The following is a 17,126-nucleotide window of genomic DNA, read 5'->3' as shown; positions in this document are numbered from 1 at the left end:
CGAATTTTTTACGGTTTCATCACTTTAGAAATCGCCAGTGGCAACTGCAACAAGTCGTAAGTATTTTCATACACGAGGTATTTATTGCGCCACAACGGATCAAACTTCTCTTTAAAATCACGAAGTCCACGATAATGCCTAAACTGCTGGATCTTTTCATACGCAAACTTAATGGTACGCTCCGGCAGGTCCTGCGCTTTTTCGATACCCGACATAGGGGCGAGGCCCATATTCAAATAGTGATAACCTTTGTTTTTGCAATAATTAATCAATTCGATAATAAGCACGTCCATATTGCCTCCCGGTGCATCGGGTGTTTTCCTGATTAGGTCGTAAGTTGCTTCGCCGGCGGTATAGTCGGGGATGATATTTAAAAAGGCGAGTACCTTTTCATCTTCGTTTTCGAGGGTGATGATGGTTTGGTTTTTCAACTGTTCCCAGTCAAACATACCCTGAGAGAAAACCAACTCTTCGCGCTCCATGCTTTGCAGCCACTCATCGCTTACCAGTTTTAGTTTTTGTAGCAGGCCCTCCTTTATCGGAGCCTCATAAATTTGGGTGATAAAGCCCTTCTTTTGCATGCTGTTTACAGCGTTACGCATCGATTTGCGGTCTTTTCCTTCCATGGAGAAAGTATCTAAATCGAGTATGGCTTCCTGGCCTATTACCATCCATTTTTTGCCGAGGTAACCGAACAAATCGAGACTAAGCCCATCCACACGGTAATAAGCGGCCTTAATGCCTTGTTGTTGACAAAATTTTTCGAATTCGCGCAGGATGGACGACTTTACACCAACACTATTGAAACAAACCGGCTCTTCCAATACAATGGCAAAATTATTTGCCACCCGGTAGGCTAAAAAACCGTCGTGGTCTTCAGAGAAGAAGAATAATTTATCGGCATAAGTCTTAAAGTAATCAACCGGCGAATTGCCGTACTTTTCCAGTAATTGCTGTGCTTTGTTCAGTTCTGTCGCGTCAATTTCCCGTTCCAGAAAGTAAGGTTTAATAAAAGCATAAAAGACCAGCGTAATAGCCGTAACTCCGAATAAGTTAATGGAATATAAAAACCAATTGGCAAAACGGGTACGAGGTACCAGGCCATCGGAGTTAAGTAATATGAAGTTGACAAAAGTATTGCGAACAGAGGCGGCTAATGTGAAGTCTACATCGAAATGCTTTTTATCGAGATAGTAAAAACCGACAATGCCATAAATAGTAACTGCTGCAAATATCCATATAGCTGCACCTAGGCTAAGACTCTGCAAATTTCTGTTGGTGCGAATATAATATTGCTTTTGGGTTAACAACAAGGCGATTAATACAAAGAAAGCTATCAACGCCTCCTCATAATCAAAGGCTTTGGTTATATGGCCAACTAATGAAAACACGCACAAAGCCAGTGCGAAATACCATGCGTTACGCAAACCCCTGATCAAAAAAGCAGATGTAACGATTAGCAGTATGCCAATGATTAACACCAGGAAATTCGATATGTAAATGGTTTGTACCGGCAGAAATTCCACAATTAATCGAAGTCGCGATTTTATTGCAGGTGTAAGTACCGATATGATATTGACTAGCCCAAGGCCAAACAACAACACAGCCGGGAAAATACGCAGGAAGATATTGCCTTTGTTAAATATGAAACTAAAGACCCCGGCTACAAGTGGTAACCAGAACTCGAACATGCGGTAAAGTAATGTAATTGCGGCTGCCTCGTTGGTGGTAAATCCGTAGTGTTTTAAAAATAATATCAGCGACAGCTCTATAGCGCCCATACCGCGCAAAAACGGGGAGACGATTAGAAATAAGGTGGCTATGATATAACCAACAGCAGCTGCTTCGAACAATGGTACTTTACCGATAGCAGCCATAGCAATAAGTAAATGTGATATCCCTTGAAATTCGATAAGCAGCGAAATTAGAACTGTTTGGATAAAAGCCTTGTATGAAAATTTATCAGATATAATTTCTTTCCAAACCAACTCAATCTCAGGACTGAAACGTGCAACAAGCTTGAAAACTATACCTTGTTTTAAAAGCGACCAGGTAGCCAACGCTAATATGATAAGCAATACACTCACGCCAACGAAAGCCCATAATTCGCCGGCAAATTGTTGGTGCGTTAGCAACAGCCATAGCATAGCAGGTATCGCTACCAGAAATACGGTAAAAATGCCGACAAAACCATAAATGTATGAGGCAAAATTGATACGCGTTTTGCTGATCTTCTGCTGCTCAATTTCCTTAGTGAAGAACGCCAGGGAAGTAACCCCGCCGCCGGGCAAGAAAACGCTTATGAGGTTGCGTTTTAAGAAAAGCTTTGTACCATCCCAAAGCCCGATATTTGCACCCACAGTACGAAAACTGTAGATATACATGTAAGCTTGAGTAGCTATGTAGAATAGTGTGACACCGAGGCCAATTAGTATCCAATTAGTTTGCGTGGTCTTTAATACTGTGCCAATGTTTTTAAGCTCGTACGACTGGTGCCGCATAAAATAGACGGCAAAAAGAAGGAAGAGAAATCCAAGTATCTCTTTAAAATAGAAGTTTTTATTTTTTAAATGTACCTGATAGCCCTTCATCTTTAACCTCATCCTTCGTTCGTATTGCAATTTTCAAGAACGCGAATGAAGTTAAAGTGAAGTGCCAATCAAACATCATTCCGGCATAGTAAACGCGTCGGCGTCTTTTAGGAACGGAAAATAGCGCCGGGCTCTAGTTACTTCATCTCCCGACACCGTAAAGGTATATACATCTTCTTCGTCTCGTTTATAATATAGCACATTGCCGCTTGGGTCTATGCACGTCGAATCGCCCGAATGGTATACCTCATTACCATCGTAGCCTACACGGTTAACACCAATAACGTATGCGAGGTTTTCTATAGCGCGTGCAGGTATAAGCGTACGCCAGTGTAACGATCGCTTTTCGGGCCAGTTAGCCACAATGATCATCAAATCATAGGCCGTGTCTACATTACGTAACCATACCGGAAATCGCAAATCATAGCATATAACGGGGCATATTTTCCAGCCATTTAGTTCCACAATTAGTTTCTCGCGACCGGCTGTATAAGTTTCCTGCTCTTTAGCCATCGTAAACAGATGACGTTTATCATATTGCGCATATGTACCATCGGGACGCATCCATATTAAACGGTTATAATAGTGGCCGCCTTCGGCTATAATAAGGCTACCTGTAATTACGGCACCAAACTTTTGGGCTGTTTCCTGCATCCATTGCATAGTTTTACCATACATGGGTTCAGCAAGTTTTTCGGCATTCATGGTAAAGCCCGTATTGAACATTTCGGGTAGAATAATCAAGTCGGTCTTCTCGCGGATACCGGCAAGTCGTAGTCCTATATTTTGAAGGTTTTTTTCAACGTTTTCCCAAAAAAGATGTCCCTGAAACACGGTTATTTTAAGGTTCTCCATAAAGTTTTAGTTCGGCTAGATGTTTATAATTTATGTAAAAAATTGGTTGAATCTTAAAGCTTTATTAATCTTTCGATGGCTTTATCTAAGGTCTCCTGTTTTTTTGCGAAGCAAAAGCGCAGCACCTGGTGGTCGGTTCCCCTCGAATAGAAGGCTGAAACAGGAATGGCAGCAACTCCTATTTCTTTAGTTACCCGAATAGCGAATTCACTATCTTTCTCATCTGCTATATTTTGATAACGAACGGATTGAAAATATGAACCGGCACAAGGCAATAGATCAAATCTGCTTTGCTTTAAACCCTCCCGAAAGTAGTCGCGCTTTTGCTGAAAGAAATCGGGCAAGCTTAAGTAACTGTCCTCATCTTTTAAATATTCGGCAGCAGCTACTTGCATTGGGGTGTTTACACTAAATACATTAAACTGATGTATTTTTCTAAACTCCTGCATTAAGTAAGCGGGGGCGAGGCAATAACCTACCTTCCACCCGGTGGTATGAAACAGCTTTCCAAAGGATGCTACAATAAAACTACGCTGCTGCAACTCCGGGTAACGGGCCATGCTCAGGTGTTGATTACCATCAAAAACCAAATGCTCGTAAACCTCATCGCTAAGAATAATGATATCGCGGTTTTTTACAATATCTGTTAATTGCTTAATATCTTCTTCGTTAAGAATAGTTGCCGTAGGATTATGCGGCGAGTTTAAAATGATCATCCGCGTTTTATTGCTAACGAGTTTTTTGACCATATCCCATTGAATGCGATAATCTGGCGGATGCAACTCTAACGATTTTACGATACCACCGTTTAACTTAATAGTAGGTGAGTAACAATCGTAGGCTGGTTCAAATATGATAACCTCATCGTTTGGATGAATGATGGCGCTTATGGCTGTGAAGATAGCCTGCGTTCCGCCCGCGGTAATAGTAACTTCTGTATTGGGGTCATAAACGGCTCCATAAAGCTTTTCAGTTTTATGGCTGATCTGCTCACGCAGTGTTAATAACCCCGGCATAGGTGCATACTGATTAAATCCATCTTTCATGGCTTTATGCACCAGTTCGGTGAGTATTGGCGAGCATTCATAGTCGGGAAAACCCTGCGATAAATTAATAGCGCCGACCTCGTTGGCCAGGGCCGACATCACGGTAAATATGGTGGTCGGTGTTTGGGGAAGCTTAGATATTATTGGTATCATGTATGCCAAATTAACGTAAAAATGAAGGAAGACGTATACATTTATGAACCTAATGTTTCTTAATTGTTTATTTTAGACGCATGAAAAACATGGTTAGGTTAGCCGCATTGTTATTAATTTTCGGCCTTGTATCGTGTCAGCAAAACCATCCAAAGGGCGTTCCGGTAGTAGGTTTTGTTGATGCTTTTGAAGATGCTACTATATCTCAGGCTCGTGTTGGCTTTACCGACGCGCTAAAACAAAACGGCTTTAGCGAGGACAAAAAAACAGTTGTGATAGAATACAGAAATGCGCAGGGAAGTATCCCGACTTTAACGCAGATTGTCAATCAATTTGTAAGCAATAAGGTCGATCTATTGGCTACTTGTACTACGTTATCTTCTGTAACTGCTTCACAAAAAACAAAGACGATCCCGGTGTTTATGATGGTTTCGCCAACGCTCGAACGTGCTCACTTAATCGGTGCCGATGGCAAAGCCCCTGCTAATTTATTTGGTGCGGTAGAAGACCTTCAATATATAGATACTTCATTTGCCCTAATTCCTAAAATTTTAAAGCCCAAATCCGGGAAACTGGTAGTCGGAATGATCTATAATCAATCAGAACCACAATCGGCAGATGCGTTAGCCCGAATTAAATCATTGGCCGACGGCATGAACATTACCATTGTTGCTTTACCGCTTAATTCATCTGCTGATGCGCAATTGGTTACGCAATCATTATTAAGCAAAAATATAGATGCCTTTTTTGCAAACCCGGATAATACGGTATTTGCTTCGTTTGAAACCATATTGAAAAGCTGCAACGAAAAAAATGTGCCTATTTTCACTAGCGAAGCAGGTTTAGTGCAACGTGGAGCGGTGGCCGCTTTCGGTGCTGATATTTATCAATGGGGATATCAGGCCGGTTTACAAGCTGCACAATATTTAAAAACGCATTCGACCGAGGGCTTGAAACCTGAGATGGTGAAGATCCGCAAACGTGTTTACAACCCGGTGGTTGCCCAAAAATATCATTTAACTATCCCGTCAAATTTTCAGGCTGTTAAGTAAATGGATTTCTACCTCACCGCTTTATTGCAGGGTTTATGCCTTTCGGCCATTGCACTCGGGGTATACTTATCCATGAAGATCTTTAATATCCCAGATATAACTACCGACGGGAGCTATACCTTAGGCGGCGTGGTTACAGCTGCAATGCTTACTCATCAGCAATCACTGTGGATTACTACGCTTGCGGTATTTATAGTCGGTGGCATTGCAGGTGCTTTGACGGGATTAATTCATACCAAGCTTAAGATCAATGCGCTATTAGCGGGGATATTAGTAATGACGGCTCTATACTCCATCAACCTTACAATACTGGGCCGCTCTAACGTGCCGCTGTTAAACACGCCATCTATATTCAATCTTATTAATATCACCGGCGATTCGAACCAAAATAGCCTTATCATACTGGTTGTAATTGTGATATTGTTGGTAACCATTATCGGCTATTTACTTAAAACGGATTTCGGTATTGCCATGCGTGCCACTGGTGACAGCGAGCAAATGATTCGTGCAATGGGTGTAAACACCGATCGGATGAAAATTACCGGTCTGGCTTTGGCGAATGCACTAACTGCTCTAAGCGGCTTTATGATGACCCAGTTTCAGGGCTTTGCAGATATTAATATGGGCATAGGCATTGTAATAACAGGCTTGGGCTCCGTAATCATTGCGGAGACACTGATCAACTGGCTTAAAATCACCTCTATAATCTGGAGTTTAGCATTGGTTGTAGGTGGTGCAATTGTATTTCAAATGGTATTAGCCATAACGCTTAGCATTGGCGTAGATGCTAATCTGTTGAAGTTAATTACCGCTGTGTTTGTATTGTTAATAGTTAGTTTACCACGTTTATCATTCCGGAGGCAAAATGATTGAGATAAGGGATGTATATAAAATCTATAACAAAGGACAAGTTAGCGAGGTAAAAGCGCTGAACGGAATTAATCTTAAGGTCGACATTAATGAATTTGTGGTTATCGTAGGATCTAACGGTTCGGGTAAGTCTACATTGTTGAACACTATTGCGGGCAGTGTAATGCCAACGGCGGGCAGCATTATCTTAGATAACGAAGATATTACTAAACTACCCGACCACCAGCGAAGCAAATGGCTGGCGCGCGTTTTTCAGAACCCCTTAAGCGGTACCGCTTCGGGCTTAAGCATTATCGATAACTTCCGTTTAGCAGCAATCAGGACGCAACCTAAAGGGCTTAAAATTGGCATCAGCGACCAGTTTATAAAACAGGTAAAAGACAAAATTGCCACCCTTGAATTAGGATTGGAAGACAAAGTTAACCAGCAAATGGGTACTTTATCCGGGGGCCAAAGACAGGCTTTAACCTTGCTAATGAGCGTTATGGACAGTTGTAAAATACTTTTACTTGATGAGCCAACCGCTGCGCTCGACCCACGGTCGGCTAACATTGTGATGCAAACTGCTGATAAGCTCATCAAAGAATTTAACCTCACTGCAATCTTAATTACGCATAATTTAAAAGATGCCTACACCTATGGCAACCGACTGATACAAATGGGAGAGGGGCAGATAATCCGTGATTTAAGCACTGCACAAAAGGAAGCTATGCAGCAAAACCATTTATTTGAATGGTTTAGTTAAAAAATTTAATTAGTGGCAAAGTAATTGTAATACAGCAATTACTATGAAAAACATTAATTTTAAAGAAATAAGCGACGCGTACCAATTGGTAGAGGGCGCAAAAATAAAAGGCAAAAACTACGACGAGATATTTGAACTTGGCGCTTACGATGCAAATAAACGGGGTTATACCCTTTATCCTTTTGAAGAGGGCGTAAGGTTTGAAGACTTTTGCGTAATTGTGTCAGAGCGTGAGCTAAAGCTCAATTATGTAATCGAGGGCATAAACGTTAATCTCCCAATAAGCGAACAACAATCTGCCCGTTTATCAGCTTAAAATATTCTCTCAATCACCTCTAACTGCTATGCATACAGGCATTTTGCTTTGTATGCATAGTATCATCTTTTAGCAACATGCTTTGAAGCTAGGGTTTAATTGCCTATCTTGCATAAGCTTTAATAATATGTTGTACAGAAAACTCCAATTTATCATTATCAATCAGCATCCCATTTGCGGTATGCCCGGTAATGTGTAGCTATTTACATAGCATCATTAATCCCACGCAGGGATACTTTTCACTTATCAATTTATTTTAATTTAATTAAAGATCGATCTGATCATGGCAGACCGTTCTAAATGATTTTATATTACAATGGACACTTATTACACCTTAGAAGAAAAATATCTTCTGGCTGTTGAAGAACTGAAATACGGAGAAACCCCTAAAAGTTTGCAATTACTAAACGAGATCATTAGCAATGATCCGTTACATGCGCGCGCGCACTTTCAATTGGGTAAAATTCACTATTACGATTTGAACGATTATCAAACCGCCGGTTTTCACTTTAAAACAGCAAACGAACTGGAACCAAACTTCCCTGATTTATATTTCCATTACATGCACTTGTTGCAGTTTTTACAGATGGAGAAAAACTTTGAGGCGGTTAAGGCCAAAGCTGTTACCGTACCTGGGGTTAATTTAGCTTCAATTTACCTGTTATCAGGGCTGATTGCTGAGCGACATAGGGACTGGACAACTGCTACCGCACACTATCGTAATGCATTTTTAGAAGTTACAGATAAAGCGCTTAAGGAAGAGATTGAAGAAAGCCTTAAACGCGTAAGCCAAAAGGCCAGAAAATCTCAGGGTTATAATTATACGGTTGTTGATTAATAGAATCAGCATTGTAGCAAACAAGAAAGGCTTTCCATTTGGAAAGCCTTTCTTGTTTTAATAGAATCTAAAATCGGACATCTGACCTCAGAAAACAAAATGCCTATTTCTTCTTTCTCAGTGCGGTAACTTCGCTAACCTTAACAGCGCTTGCCTTGTTGGTAAAACTGTTACGCACGTAAGTCAGTACATCAGCAATCTCCTGGTCTTTCAGGTTATCGAAGGATGGCATTGTATTAGAGTAGCTTTCGCCGTTAATGTCCACATCTTCGCTAAAGCCGTTCAATACAATTTTGATAATCCTGCCTTTATCGCCTAAAACATAAGTTGTCTTAATCAACGGCGGGTTCATGTGTTGTACGCCACCGCCATCAGCCTGATGGCAGGATATACAATACTGTGAATATACTTTTTGGCCAGCCGCTATCGAGGCTGAAAGCGTAGCCTTTGGCTTTACTGCAGTTTTGGTTGTTTTATGCTGCGCATAACTGCTTATTGCTGCAATACAAAAAGCAGTTAGCGCAAATACTCTTAAAATGGTCATTATTTTTGATAAGATATTTTGTAGATGCATCCTTTTGAATCGTCAGTTACGTAGATAGAACCATCCGGTGCCTGGGCTAATCCGCAAGGGCGGTGGTCAGCACGGCCAGATGCAACGTTTTCCGGAGTACCGGCAAAGCCATCGGCAAATACTTCCCAATCGCCAAAAGGCTTCCCGTCTTTAAATGGTTGAAACACCACAAAATAGCCAGCCTGTGGTTCTGGTGCACGGTTCCATGAACCATGGAAGGCAATAAATGCACCATTTTTATACTTAGCAGGAAACTGGTTACCGGTATAAAACAACAAACCATTCGGTGCCAAGTGACCAGGGTATGCCGCTGCCGGATCGATGGCATTTTCACCGCCAGCTTTTTTACCATCGCCACCATATTCGGGTGCTAAGATTTTTTTATGTTGTTGCTGATCATAGTACATATAAGGCCAACCTGCGTTATCGCCTTTTTTAATAGCGTACATACACTCAGCCGGTAATAAAGCTGACTGCTGTACAGTAAACATATCAGGGAAAATATCATGCAGCTGGTCGCGGCCATGTTGCATTACAAACAGTTGGTTCAGCTCTGTATTCCAGTCCATACCAACAACATTACGCAGGCCAGTGGCATAACGCACACCATCGCCATAGTGTTGATCCGGCTTATCAGCTTTAAACTGCCAGATACCACCGGCCGAATCTAATATAGGGCAACCTTTTTGTCCCATTGAGCCTTTCTGACGGTCTTTCTCCTGGCAGGAGTTAGAGTAAGCGCCAATGTTTACATAAAGGTTACCAGCATTGTCCAACAAAATAGCCTTTGCCTCATGTTCGTGACGGCTTATCAGGCCTGTTACAATACGCTCAGGTTTATTAGGGTCGATAACTTCATTCTTGTCGTTCAATTTATAACGGAATACGTCAACATCCGACGATGCATACAAGTACCCATTTTTAACATAAATACCAGTGCCTGGAAATGTTCCGAAACTGGTTTTAACAGTTGCAGGGCCGTTGCCATTGTCATGCAGTACAACTATACCTTTAGCATCTTTGTTACGGCGTGCGTTGTAGTTGATCTTAACATAGATATCTCCTTCGGGAGTCACAGTAATGTGCCGGGCTGTGCCTAAATTCTCAGCAATCACATTTGCCTTAAATCCAGCGGGTAATTTAAGTCCGGCGTTGTCCGCGTGATTAGTCTCTACTTGCATTTTATCTACACAGGTAAAAGACAGCAAAGCTGCGACAGCGACTGTAGATAATAAGGAGGTTATTAAAAACTTATTTTTCATAAAGTTGATGTTTGTACTCAAAATACGTCAATATCCCTTAATTATAGAAATATGATTGATAAAGATTAGTAACAATCTCATGAACGTTATGAAATATTTTCAATAATAAAATTTTAATAAGTAAATAAATTAGATAGTTTTTTAAAATTAAATTTTTTTTTGTTCAAGATAAATGAAATTAAATTTCATTTAAAATAGCACTTGTAATATTTGTGATAATTGGTATTAAACCTTGCTGGTATTGCAGTAGTCCTATATGCAAATCGAAACAAGATGAGAGGCTCGGGAGAGAAAGAAACAATACAACTCCAAGCAATCTCAATAACACTTTAAAACTACTTAACATGAAAAAGTTAGCAATATTATTAGCAGCAGGTGCGGGTTTATTAACTGTTAAAACTGCCAATGCACAAATAGGATTACACGTTAGTTTAAACTTTGGTCCGGTTGCAACCCGCGTTGTTGCGCCAGCGCCCGTTAGAGTTGTGCAAACCGATTACTACGATAACGCGGATGATTATTATTACCTGCCGGATGTAGAAGCTTACTATAGCGTACCGCAACATTGCTACTATTACAACGACGGCGCACGTTGGGTATCTGCGGCATATTTACCTGGTCGCTACCATGATTTCGACTGGAGGACTGCCCGTCACTACGAAGTGCGCGCACCACGCCCTTACATGCACCACGATGAATACCGCAACCGTTTTGGCGGCTTCGATCAGCCAAGAGGTGGCTTTGATAATAATCAATATGCTAACAGGGGAGGTTTCGACCGCGATCGTGGTGGATTCGATAACCGAGGAGGTTTCGATAACAACCGTAACGATAACAGAGGCTGGAACGGCAACAACCGTGGCGGACAATATAATGCCCCTAATCGTGGCAACTATGGTCAACCACAAAACAATAACGGCGGTCAGTACCAAAACAATGGTCAGCAAGGCCGCGGTAACTACGGACAACCAGCTAACAACAATCAAAATGGTGGTCAACAAGGCCAGGGCCGTGGCAACTATGGTGGCCAACCACAAGGTCAGCCAAATCAAAACGGAGGGCAGGATAGAGGTGGTAACAGAAACGATGAACGTTTTGCTGCAACTAAAATTGGAGTTACCCGTCCGAGCAGATTCTAAGCAACTCCCCAACTATCATATAAACGCGAAAGGCCACCGATGTTATAAGGTGGCCTTTTATTTTTAATATCGTTCGCGATTTAATATGCGCTGGCCTCATCCAACAAGTCTATCGCTTCTTTATCAAGATCCAGTTCTACAGCCTTAGCCAGTTGACTCAATTGTTCAACACTGGTTGCACTAGCAATAGGCGCCGTAACACTTGGGCGGGCTATCAGCCATGATAATGATACAGCGGCAGGTGTAGCCTCGTACTCTTTTGCAACGCGATCCAGCGCATTCAAAATTTTAACACCACGATCGTTCAGGTATTTCTGCATACCGCCCCCGCGTTTACTCTTGTTAAAATCCTCATTCGAGCGATACTTGCCGGTTAAAAATCCGCTTGCTAACGAATAATAGGTAATTACCCCAAGGCTATTCTCCAAACAAACTGGCTCTAACTCTTTTTCGTAACCTTGGCGATCATATAAATTATATTCAGGTTGCAGGGTTTGATAAGCAGCAAACCCGTTATCCTTACTTACCTTTAGAGCTTGCTTTAAACGCCCAGCACTATAGTTAGACGCGCCGATAGCGCGTACCTTCCCGGCTTTAATCAATTTATCATAAGCTTCAAGCGTTTCTTCAAGAGGAGTATTCTGATCGTCATCATGCGATTGGTATAGGTCGATGTAGTCGGTTTGCAAGCGTTTCAACGAATCTTCAACAGCCTGGCTAATATATTTGGCAGATAAGCCTTTCTTATTATCTCCCATGGGCTTGCCGACCTTAGTAGCGATGATAACATCACTACGCTTACCACTCTTTTTAAGCCAGTTACCAATAATGGTTTCAGATTGCCCGCCTACACCATTATGCGCCCAATAAGAATATACATCGGCAGTATCAATAAAATCGAGGCCAGCATCGGTAAAGGCATCTAAAAGTTGAAAAGAAGTTGGCTCCTCTATGGTCCAGCCGAATACATTTCCTCCAAAGCAAAACGGCACCACTTTGATGCCCGACTTGCCTAACTCACGTTTCTCCATAAATAGTGTGATAGTTTATTTTACCTGTTCGGCAAGCTCATCGGCCCAGCCGCTGAAATAAGGATCGGTACCCGCCACGCGGATCCATTGGCCGTGCTCTTTAGCTATCAGCAGGTGAATAGTTTCGTCCACAGAAATAAACTCGTATGCTTCGTCGTAAGCGCTGTGAGCTAGTCTTTTTGCAATGCCTTCAACAGGTCCGTCAGAACCGGTAAGTACAACATCAAATTCTTGTTCCATAATATTTTTGTTGGTAGTGTAACAGCAAATTAAGGCATTGTGTTTAATATTTTAACTGGAGTATTTTCAAGTCTTACATTAAAACTATACAACTATCGTATTGTTGAAAATATCAGTAAACTTATTTTCTGAGATGATTAAGAAAACCAATGCCAATTATTTTCAGGTAGCCCAGGGTGTCTGGGGAATGAAACTAACCTTCGTCAATATATACATGATAGCCAACCGCCGTGGCGTTAAAAAAGGGTGGGTGCTTATCGATACCGGCCCTAAAGGTTCAGCTCATAAAATTATAGCCATGGCCGAAGCGCTTTTCGGAGTAGGAACGCGCCCAACGGCAATTATTCTCACGCATGGACATACAGATCACGTTGGTTCACTTAAAACTTTATTGAAGCACTGGGATGTACCCGTTTACGCTCACGAATATGAGTTACCTTACCTCACCGGCAAATCATCATATCCACCACCAGATCCAACAGTAGGAGGCGGGGCTATTAGTTTTTTTTCAGTATTGTTCAGCAGGAAGCCCTTAAAATTGGGCAACCGCGTTAGGGTTATTGATATGGCGACAGGCGTGCCCGAATTACCTGAATGGAAGATTATATATACACCGGGACATTCGCCAGGACATATCTCTTTATTTTTCCCGCTGAATACTACTTTAATTGTGGGTGATGCATTTGTAACAACTAAGGCTGAGTCGCCCGTATATGCTTTGGGTAATATTAAGAAACTATCCGGCCCGCCTATGTATGCCACCACAGATTGGGAATCTGCTAAAGAGTCTGTCACCCGGTTAGCGGCACTGGAACCGCGAATTGCAGGCACCGGACATGGTCCGGTAATGCGTGGTCGCGAATTGCAAGCCGCCCTAAATGAACTGGTTGAAAATTTCGACGATGTGGCCGTCCCAAAAAATGGCCGGTACAGCGAACAACCGGTAATTTCAGACGAAACAGGAGTTTTATATGTGCCACCTTTTAAAACTAACCGAAAATTCGTGGCAGCAACTATAATTACAGGACTCGTAGCCGGATTTATAATTGCCCGGCAAATACACAAATCGGTATCATAGCAGTATATTTACCGGGTGGAACCAGCAACACCCGACTACTCGATATTACTTGGCGTATTACAAACCCGCATGCCTTTCGGTAAATATAAAGGCACCATTATAGCCGATCTGCCGGTATCGTACCTGGAGTGGATGTACCGCAATGGCATGCCGCCGGGAAAACTGGGCATGATGCTTTCGACAATACACGAGATCAAGATCAACGGAATGATGAGTATATTGTATGAGTTAAAAAAAAGGTTACCACCACAACCACGCTAAACGTTTTGCTTAATGGCATTGTGCTTACAAAACGGCTAAACCAGCGTAGTTTTAACTACGTTTATATTATAAAACCAATTGATCGACATGAAAAATTTTGTGTTCTATATAGCCGCCATTGTGATGCTATACAGTTGTGCTAACGCGCAAACTTCGGCAAGCGAAAATCAATTTGCAAAAGTACCGCCTCCGGCTGCCGGGCAGGCTGTAGCCACTTTTGGCGGAGGTTGCTTTTGGGCATCCAGTGAAGCTTTTTTGGAATTGAAAGGTGTAGACAAGGTTATTGCCGGTTATGCCGGGGGCAGCACTAAAAACCCGACATATGAAGACGTTTGCACCCGTACAACCGGCCATGCCGAGGTAGTACAGGTTTATTATGATCCGCAGGAAATTAGCTATACGACCCTGGCACATGCTTTTTTTTATGCCCATGACCCCACCACGTTAAACCGCCAGGGGCCGGATGAAGGCACCGACTACCGTTCCATCGCCTTCTACCGAACCCCTGAAGAAAAAAGTACTTTGGAGGACGTAATTAAACAAGTAAACGACGGCCATCACTACAGCAATAAAATTGTAACTCAGGTAGTACCTTTTAAGGTATTTTACCCTGCCGAAATCTATCACCAGGGATATTTTAGAAAGCATGGCGATAGCCAGTATATCGAGTCGGTATCATTGCCTAAGGTTTTGAAAATGCGCGAAGCCATGCATGCATATTTAAAACCTGAGTTTCAGAAATAATGTGGTTATTGAAACAATGATTGTTTAACTTAGTTGTACACAAACAACATCTAAAAAAATACGACTATGAGCATCCCAGAAAACGAAATTGCCTTAAATAATGAGGACAACGATAACCCAAGAAACTCGAGTAACGAACAAGAAAACGCCCAAACACTGGAAAGCGACCTGTCGGGCAACGGAAACGATGTAGAACCCGTTGATGAGCAGGCCGACGTACAGGCTTTACAGCGAGCTTATGACGCCGCCGAATCGTCGTTCACACTGAATTTAGACGACGATATCCCTGAAAAGAAAAAGGATTAAATTTTCTATAAAACCTTAACAAGAAGAGCTGCCTTAACGGGTGGCTTTTTTTATGTAAAAAGTGGTGCAGTGGTGCAAAGTTCCACACGCACCACTGTGTTCCTACCTAAAAGTCATTTTCACTTTAAGTAAATGCGATATTATACTGATAATTAATTAGTTAAAAAGTATATTCTTATCGATTAAAAATAAACAGAGTTCCACTTTTTATGACTTATAAGTATTTTTGGTGGCAAAACTCTGCGATTTAATTCGTTTTTTATAACCTGCTAAACCACCCTTTGCGCCAGAAAATAAATATTAGCGTACCTGCTATAAGCAACATGCTTACAATGGTAACTGGGTAGGCATGGTGCATGTAAAGCTCTGGCATATTATCGGGTATAATATGTCCTTTATCATCCTGCCGGGCAAAGTTCATTCCGTAGATGCCCGCGATAAATGTTAGGGGAATAAATATTACCGAGATAATGGTTAGCACCTTCATAATCTCATTCATCCGGTTACTTACCATCGAAAGATACAGATCTGTAATGCTTGTGGTAATCTCCTTATAGCTGTCAATAACGTCCATAATATGTATACAATGGTCGTATGCATCGCGCAGGTAAGTTTTCACCTCGTGTGTTAACAAGGGGCTATCGCTGCGGATCATATCGTTTATCTTATCCCGCTCCGGCCAGCTAACCTTACGCATCATAATCAATTCACGCTTCATGTGCTGACTATCATACATAATGCTTTTATCCGCTTTGTCATACAAGCGATCTTCCAGGGTGTCTAATGATTCGCCGATGTCTGCCAGTACCACAAAATAGGTATCAATAATCGTGTCCATCAGTGCGTAGCACATATATGCAGGCCCGGCCGTACGTATTACACCCTTTGCCAGTTTAAGCCTGTTTATTACCGCCTCAAAGCAATCTTCGTAATTTTCCTGGAAGCTGATTATTAGATCGTCTTTAACAATGGCCGAAAACTGCGTATTCAGCATCTCATCGCCAGACTGCGAGATCTCTATCATCCGGCTGGTGGCAAAAAAATAGTCTTCGTATTCGTCAAATTTTGGCCGCTGATGCGTATTGGTGATATCCTCAAGCACCAGTACATTAATTTTGAGCAGTTCGCCCATTTTTTCAATCAGCACCGCATCGCCAAGGCCGTTAACTTTTATCCAGTGGGTATGGCACTTACACTTATTAAATTGGTCTATAATCACGCCAATATCATTGCCTGAAGATGTTACCACCTCATCGGCATTGTAAGAAAATACGCTGATTTTGGGTTTCAGGGCATCGTCGGGGATTCGTATCATGCCCGGGGCATCGCCCACCTGGCCCATACGCTTATGCTTAAAACGCGATCTTTTGCTCATCTATAAGTAATTTACTGCTTGCGGGCCCTGGTTAAACAACAGGTCTACAATACTCAGGTTCTTTAAAAAACCATTACGCTCTTCAAAAACCTGAAAGTACGGCTTTTGTTCAATTGTAACATCTTTTTTAGCACTCATGGCATGGCGCAGGTCAACCACACTTTCGGGGTATCGTGCTTGGTACTCATTGGTGTAATTAAGTGTGGTTTTTATCTTTAGTAAACGCAGTAATAACTCTAAAAGCTGTTGATTATAGTCGAACAAATGCGTTGTTTTCTGCTCGTAGAAGGGAGCAAAATCAGCCTCATAGTATTCAAAATAGGCAGAACGGCGGTAGCAAGCCTGCAAGCTCATCCAATGCATTCGCTGCCAGTTAAAATCGTAACTTATTTTCACATCCTTTGTGGGGGTATGCACTTTAGAACCTTTTACCACCGGCACTACAAGCGCCAGCTGGCCATCGGGCGAGTAAATGTTGGCCCGGTTACGGTATGTTTGCTTTGGAAAATGCTCATCGCGCTCTATCCATACATCGGGTTTATATTTGTTTAATTGTGTAAAATATTCAACCGGCGGCAGATAAAACATGGGCAGCAACGCACCTTTTTCAATCATATCTTTTATGTTTGTAGCTTAAATTTTTTTCGAAA

At 41.9% G+C, this 17,126-nt stretch carries 19 protein-coding genes; 10 read left to right on the top strand and 9 right to left on the bottom strand.

All coding sequences use genetic code 11. The features are described 5' to 3' along the window. Positions 1-8: 8 nt before the first annotated feature. From GSY63_RS21800 to GSY63_RS21790, 3 genes are all read right to left on the bottom strand, one after another. Positions 9-2,603, bottom strand: coding sequence for a phosphatidylglycerol lysyltransferase domain-containing protein (locus tag GSY63_RS21800; protein WP_208094631.1), 2,595 nt, complete (start codon positions 2,601-2,603; stop codon positions 9-11). Between the two features lie 63 nt (positions 2,604-2,666). Further along, positions 2,667-3,446 (bottom strand): amidohydrolase, encoded by a 780-nt coding sequence (locus GSY63_RS21795; RefSeq protein WP_166587970.1) that lies wholly within the window; start codon positions 3,444-3,446, stop codon positions 2,667-2,669. A 53-nt stretch (positions 3,447-3,499) separates the two neighbouring features. After that, the gene (locus GSY63_RS21790) at positions 3,500-4,645 is read right to left on the bottom strand and encodes a methionine aminotransferase (RefSeq protein WP_166587969.1); all 1,146 of its coding nucleotides are present in this window, start codon (positions 4,643-4,645) and stop codon (positions 3,500-3,502) included. A gap of 80 nt (positions 4,646-4,725) precedes the next feature. On the opposite strand from GSY63_RS21790, the gene GSY63_RS21785 reads away from it, so the two are divergent. The 5 genes from GSY63_RS21785 (at position 4,726) to GSY63_RS21765 (ending at position 8,466) form a co-directional block, all read left to right on the top strand. Beyond that, positions 4,726-5,697 (top strand): ABC transporter substrate-binding protein, encoded by a 972-nt coding sequence (locus GSY63_RS21785; RefSeq protein ID WP_166587968.1) that lies wholly within the window; start codon positions 4,726-4,728, stop codon positions 5,695-5,697. Beyond that, entirely contained in the window at positions 5,698-6,570 is an 873-nt protein-coding gene (locus GSY63_RS21780) for an ABC transporter permease (protein ID WP_166587967.1), read from the top strand. It begins immediately after the preceding gene. Further along, a complete protein-coding gene (locus GSY63_RS21775) occupies positions 6,563-7,312 on the top strand; it encodes an ABC transporter ATP-binding protein (RefSeq protein WP_166587966.1) in 750 nt (249 codons plus the stop codon). Before GSY63_RS21780 ends, GSY63_RS21775 begins: the two co-directional genes overlap by 8 nt. 43 nt (positions 7,313-7,355) lie before the next feature. Next, positions 7,356-7,628, top strand: coding sequence for a hypothetical protein (locus GSY63_RS21770; protein WP_166587965.1), 273 nt, complete (start codon positions 7,356-7,358; stop codon positions 7,626-7,628). A 316-nt stretch (positions 7,629-7,944) separates the two neighbouring features. Continuing rightward, positions 7,945-8,466 (top strand): tetratricopeptide repeat protein, encoded by a 522-nt coding sequence (locus tag GSY63_RS21765; protein ID WP_166587964.1) that lies wholly within the window; start codon positions 7,945-7,947, stop codon positions 8,464-8,466. 103 nt (positions 8,467-8,569) lie between these two features. Here GSY63_RS21765 and GSY63_RS21760 read toward each other — a convergent pair whose 3' ends face one another. Together GSY63_RS21760 and GSY63_RS21755 are read right to left on the bottom strand one after the other, a co-directional pair. Continuing rightward, positions 8,570-9,010: a c-type cytochrome gene (locus GSY63_RS21760; protein WP_166587963.1), complete on the bottom strand. Its 441-nt coding sequence runs from the start codon at positions 9,008-9,010 to the stop codon at positions 8,570-8,572. Continuing rightward, entirely contained in the window at positions 9,010-10,302 is a 1,293-nt protein-coding gene (locus GSY63_RS21755) for a PQQ-dependent sugar dehydrogenase (protein WP_166587962.1), read from the bottom strand. Before GSY63_RS21755 ends, GSY63_RS21760 begins: the two co-directional genes overlap by 1 nt. Positions 10,303-10,646: 344 nt before the next feature. On the opposite strand from GSY63_RS21755, the gene GSY63_RS21750 reads away from it, so the two are divergent. After that, positions 10,647-11,441 carry a hypothetical protein gene (locus GSY63_RS21750; protein WP_166587961.1) on the top strand — a complete coding sequence of 265 codons (795 nt, stop codon included), beginning with the start codon at positions 10,647-10,649 and terminating at the stop codon, positions 11,439-11,441. 80 nt (positions 11,442-11,521) lie between these two features. Here the strand turns inward: GSY63_RS21750 and GSY63_RS21745 are convergent, their stop codons facing one another. After that, complete coding sequence (locus tag GSY63_RS21745) at positions 11,522-12,472, bottom strand: aldo/keto reductase (RefSeq protein ID WP_166587960.1); 951 nt, start codon at positions 12,470-12,472, stop codon at positions 11,522-11,524. Between the two features lie 15 nt (positions 12,473-12,487). Beyond that, a complete protein-coding gene (locus GSY63_RS21740) occupies positions 12,488-12,712 on the bottom strand; it encodes a hypothetical protein (protein ID WP_166587959.1) in 225 nt (74 codons plus the stop codon). 133 nt (positions 12,713-12,845) lie between these two features. On the opposite strand from GSY63_RS21740, the gene GSY63_RS21735 reads away from it, so the two are divergent. The 4 genes from GSY63_RS21735 to GSY63_RS21720 all read left to right on the top strand — a co-directional run bounded on the left by GSY63_RS21735 (position 12,846) and on the right by GSY63_RS21720 (position 15,101). After that, positions 12,846-13,790, top strand: a complete 945-nt coding sequence (locus GSY63_RS21735) for an MBL fold metallo-hydrolase (RefSeq protein ID WP_166587958.1) — start codon at positions 12,846-12,848, stop codon at positions 13,788-13,790. A 15-nt stretch (positions 13,791-13,805) separates the two neighbouring features. Continuing rightward, positions 13,806-14,051 carry a DUF3820 family protein gene (locus GSY63_RS21730; protein ID WP_317168593.1) on the top strand — a complete coding sequence of 82 codons (246 nt, stop codon included), beginning with the start codon at positions 13,806-13,808 and terminating at the stop codon, positions 14,049-14,051. An 87-nt stretch (positions 14,052-14,138) separates the two neighbouring features. Then, positions 14,139-14,795, top strand: coding sequence for a peptide-methionine (S)-S-oxide reductase MsrA (gene msrA / locus GSY63_RS21725; protein ID WP_166587957.1), 657 nt, complete (start codon positions 14,139-14,141; stop codon positions 14,793-14,795). Between the two features lie 66 nt (positions 14,796-14,861). Beyond that, entirely contained in the window at positions 14,862-15,101 is a 240-nt protein-coding gene (locus GSY63_RS21720; protein WP_166587956.1) for a hypothetical protein, read from the top strand. Between the two features lie 259 nt (positions 15,102-15,360). Here the strand turns inward: GSY63_RS21720 and corA are convergent, their stop codons facing one another. Further along, positions 15,361-16,476 (bottom strand): magnesium/cobalt transporter CorA, encoded by a 1,116-nt coding sequence (gene corA, locus GSY63_RS21715; RefSeq protein ID WP_166587955.1) that lies wholly within the window; start codon positions 16,474-16,476, stop codon positions 15,361-15,363. After that, positions 16,477-17,091 (bottom strand): WbqC family protein, encoded by a 615-nt coding sequence (locus GSY63_RS21710; protein WP_166587954.1) that lies wholly within the window; start codon positions 17,089-17,091, stop codon positions 16,477-16,479. Positions 17,092-17,126 lie beyond the last annotated feature (35 nt).

Source organism: Mucilaginibacter agri (genome assembly GCF_009928685.1).
Classification (GTDB): domain Bacteria; phylum Bacteroidota; class Bacteroidia; order Sphingobacteriales; family Sphingobacteriaceae; genus Mucilaginibacter; species Mucilaginibacter agri.
Note: the sequence above shows the minus strand (reverse complement) of the source record. Positions and strands in the feature narration are given on the sequence as shown.

Bases quoted from the DNA above. Each gene is read 5' to 3' on its own strand.
- GSY63_RS21800 (WP_208094631.1), bottom strand. From the start codon at position 2,603: ATGAGGTTAAAGATGAAGGGCTATCAGGTACATTTAAAAAATAAAAAC.
- GSY63_RS21795 (WP_166587970.1), bottom strand. From the start codon at position 3,446: ATGGAGAACCTTAAAATAACCGTGTTTCAGGGACATCTTTTTTGGGAA.
- GSY63_RS21790 (WP_166587969.1), bottom strand. From the start codon at position 4,645: ATGATACCAATAATATCTAAGCTTCCCCAAACACCGACCACCATATTT.
- GSY63_RS21785 (WP_166587968.1), top strand. From the start codon at position 4,726: ATGAAAAACATGGTTAGGTTAGCCGCATTGTTATTAATTTTCGGCCTT.
- GSY63_RS21780 (WP_166587967.1), top strand. From the start codon at position 5,698: ATGGATTTCTACCTCACCGCTTTATTGCAGGGTTTATGCCTTTCGGCC.
- GSY63_RS21775 (WP_166587966.1), top strand. From the start codon at position 6,563: ATGATTGAGATAAGGGATGTATATAAAATCTATAACAAAGGACAAGTT.
- GSY63_RS21770 (WP_166587965.1), top strand. From the start codon at position 7,356: ATGAAAAACATTAATTTTAAAGAAATAAGCGACGCGTACCAATTGGTA.
- GSY63_RS21765 (WP_166587964.1), top strand. From the start codon at position 7,945: ATGGACACTTATTACACCTTAGAAGAAAAATATCTTCTGGCTGTTGAA.
- GSY63_RS21760 (WP_166587963.1), bottom strand. From the start codon at position 9,010: ATGACCATTTTAAGAGTATTTGCGCTAACTGCTTTTTGTATTGCAGCA.
- GSY63_RS21755 (WP_166587962.1), bottom strand. From the start codon at position 10,302: ATGAAAAATAAGTTTTTAATAACCTCCTTATTATCTACAGTCGCTGTC.
- GSY63_RS21750 (WP_166587961.1), top strand. From the start codon at position 10,647: ATGAAAAAGTTAGCAATATTATTAGCAGCAGGTGCGGGTTTATTAACT.
- GSY63_RS21745 (WP_166587960.1), bottom strand. From the start codon at position 12,472: ATGGAGAAACGTGAGTTAGGCAAGTCGGGCATCAAAGTGGTGCCGTTT.
- GSY63_RS21740 (WP_166587959.1), bottom strand. From the start codon at position 12,712: ATGGAACAAGAATTTGATGTTGTACTTACCGGTTCTGACGGACCTGTT.
- GSY63_RS21735 (WP_166587958.1), top strand. From the start codon at position 12,846: ATGATTAAGAAAACCAATGCCAATTATTTTCAGGTAGCCCAGGGTGTC.
- msrA (WP_166587957.1), top strand. From the start codon at position 14,139: ATGAAAAATTTTGTGTTCTATATAGCCGCCATTGTGATGCTATACAGT.
- GSY63_RS21720 (WP_166587956.1), top strand. From the start codon at position 14,862: ATGAGCATCCCAGAAAACGAAATTGCCTTAAATAATGAGGACAACGAT.
- corA (WP_166587955.1), bottom strand. From the start codon at position 16,476: ATGAGCAAAAGATCGCGTTTTAAGCATAAGCGTATGGGCCAGGTGGGC.
- GSY63_RS21710 (WP_166587954.1), bottom strand. From the start codon at position 17,091: ATGATTGAAAAAGGTGCGTTGCTGCCCATGTTTTATCTGCCGCCGGTT.